General features: G+C 43.1%; 7 protein-coding genes. 1 reads left to right on the forward strand and 6 read right to left on the reverse strand.

Annotated features, from left to right (window positions below; translation table 11 throughout):
• Window positions 1-25: 25 nt before the first annotated feature.
• From ABZD21_RS15785 to ABZD21_RS15800, 4 genes are all read right to left on the reverse strand, one after another.
• Window positions 26-2,878 carry a SusC/RagA family TonB-linked outer membrane protein gene (locus tag ABZD21_RS15785; RefSeq protein WP_372776051.1) on the reverse strand — a complete coding sequence of 951 codons (2,853 nt, stop codon included), beginning with the start codon at window positions 2,876-2,878 and terminating at the stop codon, window positions 26-28.
• Between the two features lie 44 nt (window positions 2,879-2,922).
• The gene (locus tag ABZD21_RS15790; protein ID WP_372776052.1) at window positions 2,923-4,854 is read right to left on the reverse strand and encodes a RagB/SusD family nutrient uptake outer membrane protein; all 1,932 of its coding nucleotides are present in this window, start codon (window positions 4,852-4,854) and stop codon (window positions 2,923-2,925) included.
• Between the two features lie 11 nt (window positions 4,855-4,865).
• Complete coding sequence (locus tag ABZD21_RS15795) at window positions 4,866-8,024, reverse strand: SusC/RagA family TonB-linked outer membrane protein (protein WP_372776053.1); 3,159 nt, start codon at window positions 8,022-8,024, stop codon at window positions 4,866-4,868.
• Window positions 8,025-8,265: 241 nt separating this feature from the next.
• Window positions 8,266-9,999 carry a glycoside hydrolase family 43 protein gene (locus tag ABZD21_RS15800; RefSeq protein ID WP_372776054.1) on the reverse strand — a complete coding sequence of 578 codons (1,734 nt, stop codon included), beginning with the start codon at window positions 9,997-9,999 and terminating at the stop codon, window positions 8,266-8,268.
• Window positions 10,000-10,231: 232 nt separating this feature from the next.
• Between ABZD21_RS15800 and ABZD21_RS15805 the strand changes: the two genes are divergently transcribed.
• On the forward strand, window positions 10,232-10,387 hold the full coding sequence (locus ABZD21_RS15805) for a hypothetical protein (protein WP_372776055.1): 156 nt from the start codon (window positions 10,232-10,234) through the stop codon (window positions 10,385-10,387).
• On the opposite strand, the gene ABZD21_RS15810 is transcribed toward ABZD21_RS15805, so the two are convergent.
• Together ABZD21_RS15810 and ABZD21_RS15815 are read right to left on the reverse strand one after the other, a co-directional pair.
• Window positions 10,375-14,295 (reverse strand): two-component regulator propeller domain-containing protein, encoded by a 3,921-nt coding sequence (locus ABZD21_RS15810; protein WP_372776056.1) that lies wholly within the window; start codon window positions 14,293-14,295, stop codon window positions 10,375-10,377. The two genes, ABZD21_RS15805 and ABZD21_RS15810, sit on opposite strands and share 13 nt — an antisense overlap.
• A 79-nt stretch (window positions 14,296-14,374) precedes the next feature.
• On the reverse strand, window positions 14,375-15,537 hold a 1,163-nt coding region (locus ABZD21_RS15815), incomplete at its 5' end, for an IS4 family transposase (RefSeq protein WP_372776057.1).

Below are 15,537 nucleotides of genomic sequence, written 5' to 3' on the forward strand. Positions count from 1 at the left end.
TTATTCCTATTATATTACTTATTCGTTAGAATACGGCTTTTAAACCGATGTTAAAGAATCGTGTTTGGGGAGCGCTGGTCGTATTCATCTCTAAAATTTCGCGTTCTTTGGAGATGGTCAACAAATTAGCCCCACTGACGTAGGTCGAGATTTCTTTGAAAAGGAAATTCTGTAACAGGTTCTGTGGCAGGTCATACGTAACCTGAACTTTCGCCAAATTAAACCGGTCGGTTTTATACATCCAGAAATCAGATGCCCGGAAGTTGTTGCTTCCGCTTTCGGTTGTCAAACGTGGATACGAAGCTGTTGCCTTTGTTTCCTCAGTCCAGCGGTCGCGCACAACTTCAGAGTATTTACGTTCGCCGTAAACCCAATAGTACGAGCTGTTTTTCATGGCGTAAGCTCCAAAATTACCGGTACCTAAGGCAAAGAATGTGAAGTTTTTCCATTTGGCAGTCAGGTTTACACCTATGGTAAGCGGAGCACCGCTCCATCCGCCGCGGCCCAGATACACGATATCTTTTTCGTCGATCAAATTATCATCATTCTGATCGACATATTTGAGATCGCCAGGCTTAATAGTACCGGCAAACGTCGGGTCGGCAGAACCATCAATTTCTTCCTGGCTTTGGAAGAAGCCATCGGTTTTCAATCCCCATACGCCATCAATAGGACGTCCCTCACGTTTTTGGTAATCGTAATCATAAATTTGGTCGCGTTGTGTGGCCTTGGTGGTATAATACGTGCCGCCAACACCCAACGAGAAGTCAACTTCGCCAATTTGCTTGTTGTACGTAACGTTGAAGTCGAAACCGGTTCGTTTATCGTTGTTGAAGTTTACGATTGGGATAAACGATGCAGTCGGGTAATAGGTGAAGAAATACTCCGGATAGAGTGTTGATGGTTCAATAAGTAACCCTTCCATCGTATTGATAAAGAAAGATGTATTGACCGTTAACAGTTTTTCCCAAAGCGAAGCCCGAACATTGGCAGAAAATTCTTTCCGCTTGATGAATGTCAAATCTTCATTGCTGCCTCGTTTCGAATTGGTTGAATGCTCTACGGCGCCATCATACCAGCCCCACCAGGCACCATCGGCCTGATCATATTTGGATGTATACAAATAGTACTCAGCATCTTCATAGACAATATCCAAATCGGAATGAAGGATGCTACCCGAAGCGCTCAACACCAATTCATCAACTACAGATGAGTTTGCCAGGAAATTTTCCTTGTTCAGTTTCCATCCCAACGTGAGCGAAGGAGAAAGCGCACTGCGTTGACCTGGGGCCAACTTGGCCGAATGAATGGCCGCCGCCCCTAAGTCTGCATAATACTTCCCTTTGTAATTATACCCCAACTGCAAGCCAAGATTCGCGTTGCTGGTGCGGTGGTACACTTCTGATTGTGTTTGCTGATAACCAGCCGCTATCAACATCGCATTGAAGTGATGAGCATCGTTAATAGCAGTTTCGTACTTGAAATACCCGGAAAACGCAATGGTTTGCCGACTGGTACTACCGCTGATATTCTGCACACCCGATTTTTCATCGTTACCAAACTTCGTCAATCCGGCGATTACATCGGCGCCATTGTAGTTATACCACGAAGGGGCGTAAACCGCATAGGTATTGTTGTAGGAAGTTGTATAGGAGGTCGAGTAATCTACAGCAAACTGGGTGTGAAAAGAGAGCCCTTTCAGCACACTGGCCAAATCGAAATTAATGCCTGTATCAAACTGGAACTGACGGCTGGTCCATTTACTGTAACCGCCGGCATAATAGTCAGCGAAAACATTGGTCATATCCGTTTGTTTACCTCCCAGAAAATACTGACCGCCAATCAGGTTGTTACTGCTGCTGATCATGCTCCATGAAGCCAGGTCATTCGGGTCGATATAGCTCAACGGAATCAACGGAGCTACACGATTCGGACGCAGGTTGGCAGCCGAATTCCAATAGTTGTCTCCGGAAGCATTGGCGCTCCTTGAATTGTAAAAAGTGGCGTTGGCGTTGATATAGGCACTGATGAAGTCGTTTATATTCAGGTCGATATTACCGCGAATATTTAACCGGTTAACATTGTTATCTTTCGCTTCGCCAAAATTTAACACATCCCCCTGATTGTAATACCCGATATTCGAATAAAAACGGGCACGGTCGTTTCCGCCTGTAATCTCTGTTGATACATCGGTACGGTTATACGCTTTCTTCAGATAGTCGGAAGAATAGAAATTGATATCGGGATACCGATAGGGATTGGTTCCGGAAGCATGATTGTAAATAGCCTCATCGCTGTATGAAAGCGACAAACCATCGTTCGTACGAGCCTCATTATAAAGCGTCATATATTCGGCTGAACCTAAATACTCAGGGTAGCTCTTTGACACGTGATAACCGGTGTTGGCGCGGACATTGATTTTTAACGGTTCCACTTTACCTCTTTTGGTGGTAATGTAAACCACTCCTTTAGACGCACGGCTACCATAAAGCACAACGGCAGAAGCGCCTTTCAGCAAGGTAATCTGTTCAATTTCGGTAGGTAACACATTATTGGCATCACGGGGAACACCGTCAACCAATACCAGGTAGTCGCCCATACCCCACAGCGAGTTTCCGGTCCAACCACCTGCATACCCTTGCAGGTTATCCAAACTATAGGTGTTATAGTTCTTTTTTGTCAATTCTTCCATGTTGATAACAGAAACGCCACCCAGCAGGTCACTTTGTGCCACCTTGCGGTACGATACCTGCACCAATGGGTCTTTAGCCGAAATTAGCGAATCAGTTTCATTTTCTGCAACGGTCTGTGCCTCCATCAGAAATGGAAAGAAAACAAACATTGCAAATAAAATGAATCGTGTTTGTATATGTTTCATTGCTTATTCATTTATAATTACACAATACTTTAACTCAATTTGGATTACCACCCTGGGTTCTGTCCGAATTCCGGGTACATAGATGTATCGGAAATCTTCAGAGGGAACCAGTAGTGTTTGGTCCCAAACTGACGTGTTAAAATAACTTCTTCCCTAAAGTTGGCCACCCGTGCATTTCTGGGATCATTATCCTTAAAGAAATCATAGTCTTCCACCCGGTCGAACTCTTGAGAGGTTTTCACATTGTACGGATACTCGGTCAACAGCAACCAGCGCTGCAAATCGCAAAAGCGGAACCCTTCAAAAGATAATTCCACAGCGCGTTCCCGTCGTACTTCATCAATGAATTTATTCTTATCACCGGTGTATTTGGCATTCACATGTCCGGCGCCTACACGGTCGCGGAGTGTATTGATTGCTTCTTCGGCAGTTTTATCGAAATTTGCTGCTTTACCGGTAGCACCACCGAAAGCGGCACAAGCTTCGGCATACATGGTATAAATATCACCTAAACGCATGTAAGGCAGATACGTATGCATGTTAAAGCTCCAGTTGTATGCCCCGTCATATTTATTGGCAGTATGCGGCACTAACTTCTGAATAAAATAGCCGGTACGGCTGCCATCAGCAGGATTCCGCATGGTACCTCCTGTGTGAAGACCGGTATAACGCAAATATTCCATATCGGCAGGCATCGTTGAATTAATATACTTGAAGCCATCAAATACGATATCGTGATAGAAGCGCGGATCGCGATCCTTGAACGGATATTCGGGATCAAATCCGGATTCCGGATCGTTAAGCGGCAAACCGTTGGCCATACCGTAGTTTTTCACATAGTTGGCCGTTGGGTGGTGAATAATGTTATCGTGTTCCACCAAACCTTTCACTTTGGGTCCGAAGGTTTTGGTCGTGTTCCAGTTACTACCGTTGTAGTCGGTTGAAGGACCACGGAAAATAGCTTCTGTCGAACCAGGCATCAACCAGTTTTGGCCGGTGGTATAGAACATATCGCTGTACTTATTGGCTGCCGTACTGGTCTTTTTATGATTATACACATCGTCATAATCAAATTCAGCCAAAGCATATTGAGTTTGGCCACTTTCTACCAGGCTCAGTAACTCGCCAAAAGCATTAGCAGCCTTCCGGCAATAGTCCTCATCGTAATTATAGGTTTGGGTTCCACCGGTTTGGGCGCCGTTTTTCATCAACGGACTGCCAGCCCACAAGTAGTTTTTGCCTAAATACCCCAATGCCATAATTTTGTTGGCACGAAGCTGGTTTTTTCCCAACGTGTTTGTACCCACCGATGTTTTATCCCAGTCAATGGGCAATAACTCGGCAGCTTTTGCAAAATCAGCCCCGGCTTTGTCGGCACATTCCTGATAAGTCAGACGTGGAAGAGTTGGCTTTTCACTCGAAGACAACACCTCATCAACATAAGGCAGACCACCAAAGTACTGCATCATTTCGAAGTGCCACCAAGCCCGGAAGAAGTATAACTGCCCGGCAATAATATCTTTTTCCTCCTGCGTAGCCACAACCATTTTGTCGAGGTTGGCAAGCCCCATGTTAGCCTTACGAATACAATACCAGGCGTGCGCCCATAAGCCATGGCGGAATTTGTCGGTTGATGTCGGGTCTGCGTTGTCATCGTCCAGCCAAGTACTTGCTGAATTTTGCCAGGCCCAGAAGTTACCGATATCAACCTGGTTAGTCATGTGAAAACTTCCTTCCAGGTTAAACATCTCATCATCACCCCAGTTCCAGGACGAAGTCCAGTATTTTTTCTCCTTATCGGGGATGCAATTATAGATTTCCTCGATAAAACCCTGGAAATTTGTAAAATTCTGAAAGGCTACTTCCTCAGAGATGATCGATTCAGGTTCCTTTTCCAAATAATCTTCACAGGAAAAAAGCCCCAACATCACGGACAGCAAGCTGCCCCATAAAAGAGTCTTATATATCTGTTTCATAGTTTTCAATGTTAAAATGTAAATCTGACACCTAAATTGTAACGTCTCATTGTAGGATAAGCGCCTTGTCCGCCACTACCGGCGAAGTTAGATTCACGGTCATCCGGCATTTTTGATTTTACCCAAAGGTTGTTCCCGTTAACGAAAACCTTTAAGGCGCTAAGCCCGATCGTCTTCACCCAGTTCTTGTCGAAAGTATAGGCTACTTCAGCATTTTTCAAACGGATGTAGGAACCATCAAACAAGTATTGGGTTCCGTTATTATAACTCGGACGGGATAACCAACGGGGAACTGTAACATCTGCATTGGGACTGTCTTCTGACCACCAGGTTCCCATATCGTACACGGTGTTTAGCTGGCTACCAAAACTGGTAAGCGTTACTTCGCGGGTTACATTATTAACACCATAGAATTGCACAAATGCACTCCAGCCTTTCCATTCGAAACCAACAGTGGCATTATAGGTATTTTGCGGAGCACTGGAGTAGCCATACGGAACCAGGTCAAACCGATCCACCACACCATCGCCATTGAAGTCAATGATATAGTAATCGCCGGGTACCTTATAACCATCGTTTGTATCATGTGCCGGACTACCATAAAGCTGATCGTAGGTATTGATATAGCCGCCATCTACATATGTTCTGGTTTGATTGATACTGTATCCTGCTTGTTTGCGGTAGTCCTCGTACAAAGCCGGATCATCCCTTTCGAGGATTTCATTTTTGGCATGGGTCATGCTCATTTCTGCCCACAAGCGCAAACCGTTCGACAATTGCTTTTTGATACGCAACTCAATTTCATACCCTTCGGTACGCACTTTACCCAAGTTGGCGGTAGGAGGCGTGGCGCCATAATAAGAAGAAACGGCACGGTCGGTACCTTTCACCAGGATATCGACACGGTTATCGCGGAAGTACTCAACGCTACCGGCAAACAAACCATCCAGGAACGCATAGTCGGCGCCAAGGTTGAATTTCCTCACGGTCTCCCATCGTACATCGGGGTTACCAACAGCAGATTCCCGGTACCAGGTATAGGGGCTGGTTCCATGGTTCAAATCAAGCGAAGAGTTTCCACCGTAAGCCCATTGAGTCATGTATAAGAAACGATCGCCGTAATCGTCACCGATCTCCCCGTAAGATGCTCTGATTTTTAACATATCCAGAAACCGGAGGGATTGCATAAACGATTCTTCAGAAATCATCCAGCCGATAGCGCCGGAATTGAAAAATGCAAACCGATAATCTTTACTGAATTTCTCGGAACCGTTATAGGCGCCATTATATTCCAAAAAGTACTTGGAGGCATAATCATAGGTTGTACGGAAAGCCCAGTCCTCGCGATAGGTAGGAATCATGCTACCGCGCGCCTGCTCTTTGCGGCTGAACAATCCCATCGCAGTAACACTATGTTTTCCAAAATCACGCGCCCAGTTCAACTGTAGCTGATAATCCAGGTTACGCAGCGTTGACCAGTTTTGAACTTCACCGCCTGAAATGTTCCACAATACTCCCTGCATGAAATCGAATTTGTTGTTGTTCTCAAATTCTTTCTTGTAGGTGGCCATGCCGGTAGCCGGGTCAATCCATTTTTGCTGAGCATCGTTATAAAGGTCGTTAACTCCGCGGTTATATTCGACAAAAGCATTATCCCAGGAAATAGTACCTCTGAAATTCAAGCCTTTTGTAACAAAGTCCAACCTTTGCTCCAGAATGAAGTCGGTGTTGATGCGCGTGTTGGTGGTGGTCATCACACCGGCGAGGGCCAGGTTGGCTGCCGAGTTGGTCACATTCGAAATGTTGGGATAAAAACCCCAGGAGCCATCCGCGTATTGAGGCAAAAATACATCGGGCGCAATATTGTACGCACCCGCCCACTGCTGGGCCACGGCCCAATCCGATGAGTTTGTCTGGTTCCAGGGACTCTTTTTGGCGCCGCTCGAACCTGAAAGGTTTACTTTAAACAAAGTCGATTTTGTCAATTGGAAGTCCAGGTTACTGCGAACATTAATCCGGTTGTACCCATATCCCGACTGGTAGCCGCGTCCGTTATCGAAAACCCGGAAAAGGTCGCCTTCATGTGCAAAGTCGGCCGAAGTAAAATATTTCACGAACTTAGTACCTCCGGAAACATTAATATTCGCATTGTACGACATGGCGTAATCTTTAAAAAGCTCGTCCTGCCAATCCACGTTTGGATAGCGTTCCGATTCTTCCAGGTTGGCCGGATAACGGTATCTGTTAATAATATCTTGTGGCATAATGTACCCCCACGAGTCCGGTTCTACCCCCAACTCATGTTCAATCGCAATATTACGAGCCATTAAAGCATCGTAAGAATCTAACTTATTAGGCAACTTTGAGGGCACCTTAACCGTGGCATTTGCCGATACATCAATTCGTGCGGCACCTTCTTTACCACGTTTCGTGGTAATAAGAATGACGCCATTGGCACCTTTAACACCGTAAACGGCTGTTGCAGATGCATCTTTCAACACAGAGATAGACTGCACGGAACTGACATCCACACTGCTCATCGGACGCTCAACCCCGTCGACCAATACAAGCGGTTCACTATTGTTCCATGAACTGGCAGAACGAATCAGAATCTGCGGATCTTCTTCTCCCGGCAAGCCCGAACTTGATATGGTAACGACACCCGGGAGGTTACCGGTCAGTGCGGCGCCAACGCTGGATATACCGGCAGCACGTTCAAGAACTTCGCCGGTGGTTTGTGTAATTGCGCCGACAACGCTTTCCTTTTTCTGCTGGCCGTAACCAACAATAACGGTTTCACCTAATTCGGTTGTTAGTTCGTTCAATGTTACCTTAATGGTATTCTTACTGGTAACATCAACCTCCTGAGGTTCCATACCGATAAAAGATATAAGCAGGATTTGCTTCCCGGCAGGAATAGTCAATGCAAATTTTCCGTCAAAATCAGTTGCTGTCCCTACATTGGGGGATCCCTTAAGTATCACTGCTGCTCCAATTACCGGGTTATTCTGGTTATCCACAACCACTCCGCTAACTTGTCTGGTATTTTGAGCAAAAACAGACGTGGTAAACATGACAACCATTAAAAGCAAAAAGCCTTTTAACAGTCCAACCCCTATGTAGTTGTATAAGGATTTTTTTTGAGATAATAGATAATTTGTTTTTTTCATTACATTCTCAAATTTAATTGGCATAAGAGTTCTAAAATCCGATAGATATGTATCTTTCTTTCTCCAACTCAATCCCGAACCTTTCGTTCCAGGCTCGATCGAGAACTCGACAGAGAAGCCGCTGATGCGGCAATTTCTCATTTAAATCATTTTTCATCATAGTTCAAAGTTTTTGGTTAATATTTATATAGATCAGGTTAACAGATTATTACCATCAAATCGATCATGATCTGCTATTCATTTAATAACTTTTACACGAAGCATACAAGCCAATATTTGTACCCGTAAAACCATAAGACTGGGCTGTTGACAAATAGTATGCGTCCACATTTTCAGCCAATAGTTTCCAGTGGTCACGAGCTGTTGCATAGTAGAAACTAAAATACGTTCCAGTCGAAGTAACTTTTAGTTTAATCGAACCATCGGTTAATGGAAGCGGTTGTGATGACAGCGTTTCAGCACCTTCGCCGTTTACCTTTTTCAAGCTGACCTGTAACTGGCCGCCTGCGCTTCCGAAAGCAAAAAGGTACTGGTGGCTTTCGTCCTTGTATAGTAATATCCCTGCGGATTCGGACTCCGACTGAGGTTCAAAGTACATACTGGTGGTACACTCAAATTTATGGTGTTGTAAACGACGACTCAGATAAGCCGGAGTTTTCAGTTCGTTCGAGGCAACATCGGCGCACTTCAGACTTAAATATCCCGGATCTTCAGTTAACGAATACAGCCCATTCGCCGCCCCTCTTAAACTCATCCATTCCATTCCTAACTGTGGAGTTTCAAAATCATCCTCTTTTTCGAAATTTCCGAATGTCGTTGTTGAATCCCTGTTTACTCCTTCCATTTGAATGATTCGGGGAACAAGTTCATCACCTCTTGTCATATAAGGGAAACTGTCTTCGCTCCAGCAAACCGGCATCAGGAAAGTTTCGCGTCCCAGGTTCTCAAATTCATTATTAATTGGTCGGCAGGCCAGAAATAAAGACCACCATTGGCCATTATTTTTCTTGATCAAATCAGCATGTCCGGCACAAGTAATTGGTAATGGCCGATTCGGGTCAAGATGCTTTTGGGTGAGAATCGGATTTCTTTCCCATGGTTTAAATTTCCCCAGGGGCGAATCACTCTTAAAAATTACTTCCCGGTGATTGACCGACGTTCCGCCTTCTGCACACATCAAAAAATACTTGCCGTTAATTTTATATAAATGAGGCCCCTCGATCCAAATCGGCTTTTCAGTCAAATCGACACCGCCGTTAACCAGCATGACGCTCGGGCCAACGGTTTTCTCCGTTTCCACATCAAACTGCAGAACACGAATCGCCCGGTGACCTTCATAGGTAGAACCACCATCCGGGACATCGTTATTCACGATATATGCTTTACCATCGTCATCAAAAAAGAACGACGGATCGATGCCATGCACATCGGGCAACCAAATCGGATCAGACCATGAACCAAACGGATCTTTGGTTTTCACAAAGAAGTTTCCCCTGCGAATATTTGTTGTAATCATGTACCAGGTTTGGTTGTGCGGATTATAGCTGATAGCAGGGGCAAAAATCCCCTCGCTGGTCCGTTGTCCTTCAAGTGGTAATTGTTCCGGTCTGTCCAAAACATGACCAACCTGCTTCCAATTCATCAAGTCGGTACTATGAAACAGCGGTACTCCCGGAAAGAAGGAAAAAGTGGATGTTACCATAAAATAGTCCTTGCCGTCAGTACAAACACTTGGATCCGAATACCACCCCGGTAAAACCGGATTGTAATAGTAATCATTCCCGGGTAGCGGATTTTCTTTATAAAAATCATCGTCGCCTTTGTACGTAAAATAATCAAAGTGAGCAACCAAGCTGTCCGACACAAAATTTGGCCTATTTTCTTTTGAATGAGAATTACAGGATATAAAAGCGGATGAAGAACTGATCAAGAGTACAACTCCACTAAGAATAGAAATGAAGGAACATTTCGTCATTTAATTAATCGTTTAGGTTAATAGCCAGTATTAGTTCAGTGATCTAATCTCATTGGAGCCAATCCAACAAGATTCTGAACCCTATTGAAACCAAAACTAAATGTTACTGTTTCGTTAAGCTTTTAATTTTGAATATTTGATTTTCAATTTCAGATACGCCACATAAAAACACAACTAAACACCTACATATCAAATAAATAACACAACAGAAAGTAAGATAAATATCCGAATAATGATGGATTTAGTATTCAAAAACCGACAATCGGATCGGCTTTTAAACCTGAAGGGAAATCTGGTAGAAATTTATCTCAAAATAAAAGTCGACATCTCAATTTACCAAGGTGCCGACTTTTTCAATTTTCAAGATACTTCAATTTATACGATTTGAGTTGGCGATTTTCCGTAGTGTTTTCGGAAAACAGTACTGAAATAACCGACGCTGGAAAAACCGCACAATTCACTAACCTCGGTAATCGTATATTTTCTGGATTGGATCAAATCCAACGAATGATCCAAACGAATTGCTTTAATAAAGTCGGTTGGAGATTGGTTTGTCAGTGATTTTATCTTTTTATATAGCAAGGAAGAACTAACGTTCATGGCCGTAGCAAAATCATCTTTTGAAAATTCTGAATTTGCAATATTTTCCCGGACAATCTCTCCCATTCTTTTTAAAAACTTATCATTCAACCCATTATCAAGAATGGCTTCATCTCCGTCGCTCTGTTTGATTATTTTCAACGCTTTTTCTCTTACTAATTCACGGTTCTGTATGATTGATTTAATACGTTGCTGAAGCAGGGTCACATCAAAAGGTTTGGTCAAATAATCGTCAGCGCCCAGGCCCAGGCCTTTTAAATGTTGTGTTTTATTCGACAAGGCTGTTAATAAAATAATCGGAATATGGGAAGTCTCATAAGTCGACTTAAGTTTTTCACACAAGGCGAATCCATCCATTCGCGGCATCATAATATCTGAAACAATCAAATCAGGGCTTCCTTTCTGAACCATTTCCCACGCTTGTTGCCCGTCCTCCGCCAAATCAACATGGAATTCTTCATCCATAGCTGACCGGAGAAATTCACGCAAATATTCGTGATCTTCGACAATCATAATCTTCAATCGATGCTTATGCGAAGCTTTAACTTCACTCATCATTATTGTATTTGACTGGGCTAATAACGGAGTAGCCTTTGTCAAACTGATATTCTCTCCTTTTCTGTCCACAGCCAACTCTTCAACTGAATTATTGACGGGAATTGAAACATGAAAACTGGAGCCTACATTTTGCTGGCTGAAACAGCTAACCTTTCCCCCATGCAAATTCACGTAGTTTTTCACCAGTAAAAGACCAATTCCTGATCCGACAATTTTTGAGTTCACGGCATTATCTCCGCGATAATACTCGTTAAACAACTGTCGTTGAGCCTTTTTACTAATTCCAATGCCTTGATCAAGAACTTCGAGGAACCACTTATTCGAGGCGACCTGGAAGTTCACATTTACCGGCACATCCGGAAATGAATATTTTATGGCATTTGAAACAAGGTTATCGATCACTTTCTCTATCATTACTTCGTCAACGGCTGTTTCGAAATTTGCAAGGTTGGAACTAAATTTCAGTTCTATATTTTTAGTTTTAGCATACGCATCAAACATCATCACTCTACTCTCAATCAACTTGACAATGTCGACCTTTGCCAAGGTTAGCCTTTCCTTTCCAACATCGGCCTTCTGAAAATCCATCAGTTGAGTGACAACTTTCGATAAACGGTGGGTTTGCTCTGTGGCCAAATGCAGATATTGTAATCCTTTATTAGTTAATCCCGGTTCCTTATTCAGTTCTTCAATCGGTCCTTTAATCAGGGTTAAAGAAGTTCGGATATCATGAGCCGTATTGGCAAAAAATCGGATTTTTTCTTCAGAATGTTGCTTTTTTAAACGATCGATATAAAAGGCCAACGTAAATATCCCCAATCCAATCAAAAAAGTGAATACCAAAATCCGGAACCACGCAGTCTCCCAAAAAGGAGGGATCATTTTCAACACAATCGATCGTTCGGCTATCACGCTGGTCATCGACGAGTCGAACATCCTGATATACAACGCATAAGTACCGTTTGGAATATTCGAATATGACAAAATCCGGTTGTTGCCCGGCTTACTCCATTGCTGGTCTAAACCCTCCATCCTCCACGAAAATTTTGATCCGGGCGAGTTTACTCCGATTGGAATCAGTTCCAGGCTAATTGTATTCTGAAAATATTTCAGTGAGATATTAGAAAGGCTATCAATTGGTATTTGGGGACTCAAATCGTCAATCTCCCGAATTGATCGCCCCGATACGGACAAATCCTGAATGTAAATGCGACCTTCTTCTTGTCGTCCCGGCTGAAGCGAATGGGGCTCAAACATTATTGCCCCCATATTCGTGCCCATCATCAGTTTACCGTTTTTCAAAATCGCATGCGAATTTTGGTTGAAAGCAGCGTGACTGAGATCAAATATTGAATTAAACGTGGAAACGGTATGTCGTGCTTCATCCAGTCGACACATACCTTGTTCGGTGCCAATCCAAAAATAACCGTCAGCATATTCAATACTGTTAACAAAGTTTGACGGCAAGCCGGAGTCGGCCGAGAACCGCTCCATGGCTTTTGAATTCATTTCGTAACGAATAACTCCGTCGCCACTGGTTCCGACCCACACGACATTGTTCTTCAAACAAATATCATATACCTGAAAGCCTTCGATTAATGTTTCGCTTGTTCCGGAAGATTTATCAAAAAGTAACAATCCATAGGTGGTGCCTATCAATAACTTGTCGGCTCCGTATTCTTCCATCACATACACGGTATAATTGTCAAACGACGTAAAACGGTCTTGTTTTGGATGGTAGCAAACCAGATCACCGCGTACACCTCCAACCCAAATATCTCCCCGGCTGTCTTTAATAATATCGAACACGAAGTTACAGGCAAATGCCTTACCTTGATTCTCTACACAATAATGGGCAAGCTGCCTGCCGGTAGATCTTTCAAGCAGGTATACGCCCGACGAATACGTACCGGCCCAAATCCGTCCACGATCATCTTCACACAAAGTCAAAAATACCTGGGCCTGGTCCTTATTGTTATGGAAAAATGACCGCCACCGGTTTGTTTTTGAATCCCAGCAACTAACGCCGTTATTGGTCGCAAGCCAAATATTACCGTCTGAATCTTCCAATATGCTGTTGATATCGTCGTTCACCAGCGAATTCGGGTTATTTACAACATGTGAAACTTTCGTGACCATGGAACTTTTCAAGTCGAAAAATGACACCCCGCCGCTATATGTACATATCCAAACACGCTTATTCTGATCGCAAAAAATATCATAAACACCATTGCCTTTCAATGAACCCGGCTGATCCGAATCTTCTTTGTAAACCGCATTTATTTTATTTGTGTTTTTATTGACATCCCATACCCCCTGTCCGTCGATACCGACCAGCAAGGTAGAATCGTCGATCGACTCAATAGCTAAAATCGGTTGATTTGGAATCCCCGGAACAAAGTCAAGATTCTTGATGCCGTTCCTGTTGCTCAATTTCAGCAAGCCACCGGCATCGGTACCAATCCACAGGGTATTATCCTTCTGCTCATAAAACACTGCGGCAGCCACATAATTTGTTCCGTTACTAAATTGATAGTACTCCTCAGCCGTTAATGTCGTGATGTTAAAAACCCGGATGGCCCCCTTTAGCGTGATAAAGAAATGGGTGCTGTCCATCCATTCGATAAAATGCACGTCCTGATTTTGAACGAAATTTTTCAAGCCTGTTTCAGTGTTGTAATAAAACAATCCGAATGAAGAGGCAAACCACATCTGCCCCTCGAAATCAATCAGCATTTTCGTGACTACCAGATACGGGTTGCGTAATTCTTTTGAGACATTGACGACCAATTCAAACTTATCCTGAATCGTATTATACTTGAAAACCTGACCATTGTTGGAATACGCATACAGCCGACCATCTTTATAGTTTAACTGAACAGAGATTACATTACCCGACTCGTAAGGTAGTTGGTAGGTCCTAATATCATCCTGCGTATAACGCAAAATTCCCATTTTTGACGAGATCCAGATAAAACCATCTGCATCGGAACAAGCCTGGTTCGTTTCGAACATGGAAATTCCATATTCTTCGTTCAGGTTGTAAAAATGAATGTTGTCGCTTTTCCCGATTGCAAAGTTTTGAACAGGGCAACACAAAAGAATAAACAGAGTAAGCAGGACCGTGTTAAGTTTCATTGTTAGGTTGTCTTGTTAGTAAAGTGTAATCCGCTGTTATGTCGAAATTCACTAGTGTCCCATTAAAATCGGGACGTTATTAAAAATTAAACAAATTTGGCTCATTAAGCCTAAAACGTTCTTTGTCATTTTGAAATTTAGTTCTGTCGAATAGGTCTCTAAGGTGAGTTTTATCTGTTAAAGATATACTAAGGATCTGCAAAACCTCATAGGTGCTTCTGTCAAGTTGCATGTCTTTTTGGACGATAGCAACTAAGCAGTATGTGCACATGGCTACGTAGATTTGGATCCGGACAGCATTTTCAGTAGTACCCCAGAATTTCTTAATTTTCAGATGTTGTTTCAACCATTTGAAGAACAGCTCGACTTGCCAGCGGTTCTTGTAAAGTTCAGCAACTTGAAGTGCAGAAATGTGCATCGCATTGGTCAAGAATACAAGCTCACGCTTTTGTTCTTCATCCCAATATCTGACCAATCGAAGATATTCTGGATAGTATTGCTTGGGATAAAAACCAGTCAATTTAATTGTTGCGTCTGAAAGTAGTTTCTTGGGCATTCTCCGTTTCCATTTGATTATCTGGAATTGAAGATTCTTCTTTGCTCTGACTACGAAGAAAGCTCCTATCTGCTGAATCTTATACAGCATCTTGAAGTGATTATATGCGCGGTCAAATATGCAATAAGATCCTGACTCATAGGGAATTTCTTTCATTGCCGTAGAATCGTGTACCGAAGCTTCAGTAATATGAAAGAATGCCGGAATTTGTGTTTCTACATCATATAATGTATGCACTTTGATTCCGCCTTTTCTCTTGCGAAACTTCGCCCACCAGAATACCGAAAGGCATAAGTCAATCGTGGTTGAATCAAAAGCGTAGACATTACCATCTAGTCTGAAGATGTCAGAAACTCGTTTTTGCCTGGCTTCGTTTACCAAATAGTAAGCATACTCTTCAAAGATGTGATAGTCTCTGTCCCCGTTGGCTCTGGCCAGAGATGATTTTGAGACATTCTTACCCAAACCCAAATGATATGACTTGGAATGGTGTGCATCAAGAGCGACTATCAAATCTCTCAGGCTTTCACGATTCGAAAGCTGGCCAAACATCATCGAAAGAAGTTGATTCCAACAAGTGAAATGCTTCACATATTTGTCACCGTCATATTTGGCAACAATGCGGTTGAATTTACTTCGATTTAAAAACGAGACCAGTTGAGCAAAAACATATTTGTCTTGAAACA

Source organism: Mangrovibacterium sp., assembly GCF_041596335.1.
GTDB lineage: Bacteria > Bacteroidota > Bacteroidia > Bacteroidales > Prolixibacteraceae > Mangrovibacterium.

Bases quoted from the DNA above. Each gene is read 5' to 3' on its own strand.
- ABZD21_RS15785 (WP_372776051.1), bottom strand. From the start codon at position 2,878: ATGAAACATATACAAACACGATTCATTTTATTTGCAATGTTTGTTTTC.
- ABZD21_RS15790 (WP_372776052.1), bottom strand. From the start codon at position 4,854: ATGAAACAGATATATAAGACTCTTTTATGGGGCAGCTTGCTGTCCGTG.
- ABZD21_RS15795 (WP_372776053.1), bottom strand. From the start codon at position 8,024: ATGAAAAAAACAAATTATCTATTATCTCAAAAAAAATCCTTATACAAC.
- ABZD21_RS15800 (WP_372776054.1), bottom strand. From the start codon at position 9,999: ATGACGAAATGTTCCTTCATTTCTATTCTTAGTGGAGTTGTACTCTTG.
- ABZD21_RS15805 (WP_372776055.1), top strand. From the start codon at position 10,232: ATGATGGATTTAGTATTCAAAAACCGACAATCGGATCGGCTTTTAAAC.
- ABZD21_RS15810 (WP_372776056.1), bottom strand. From the start codon at position 14,295: ATGAAACTTAACACGGTCCTGCTTACTCTGTTTATTCTTTTGTGTTGC.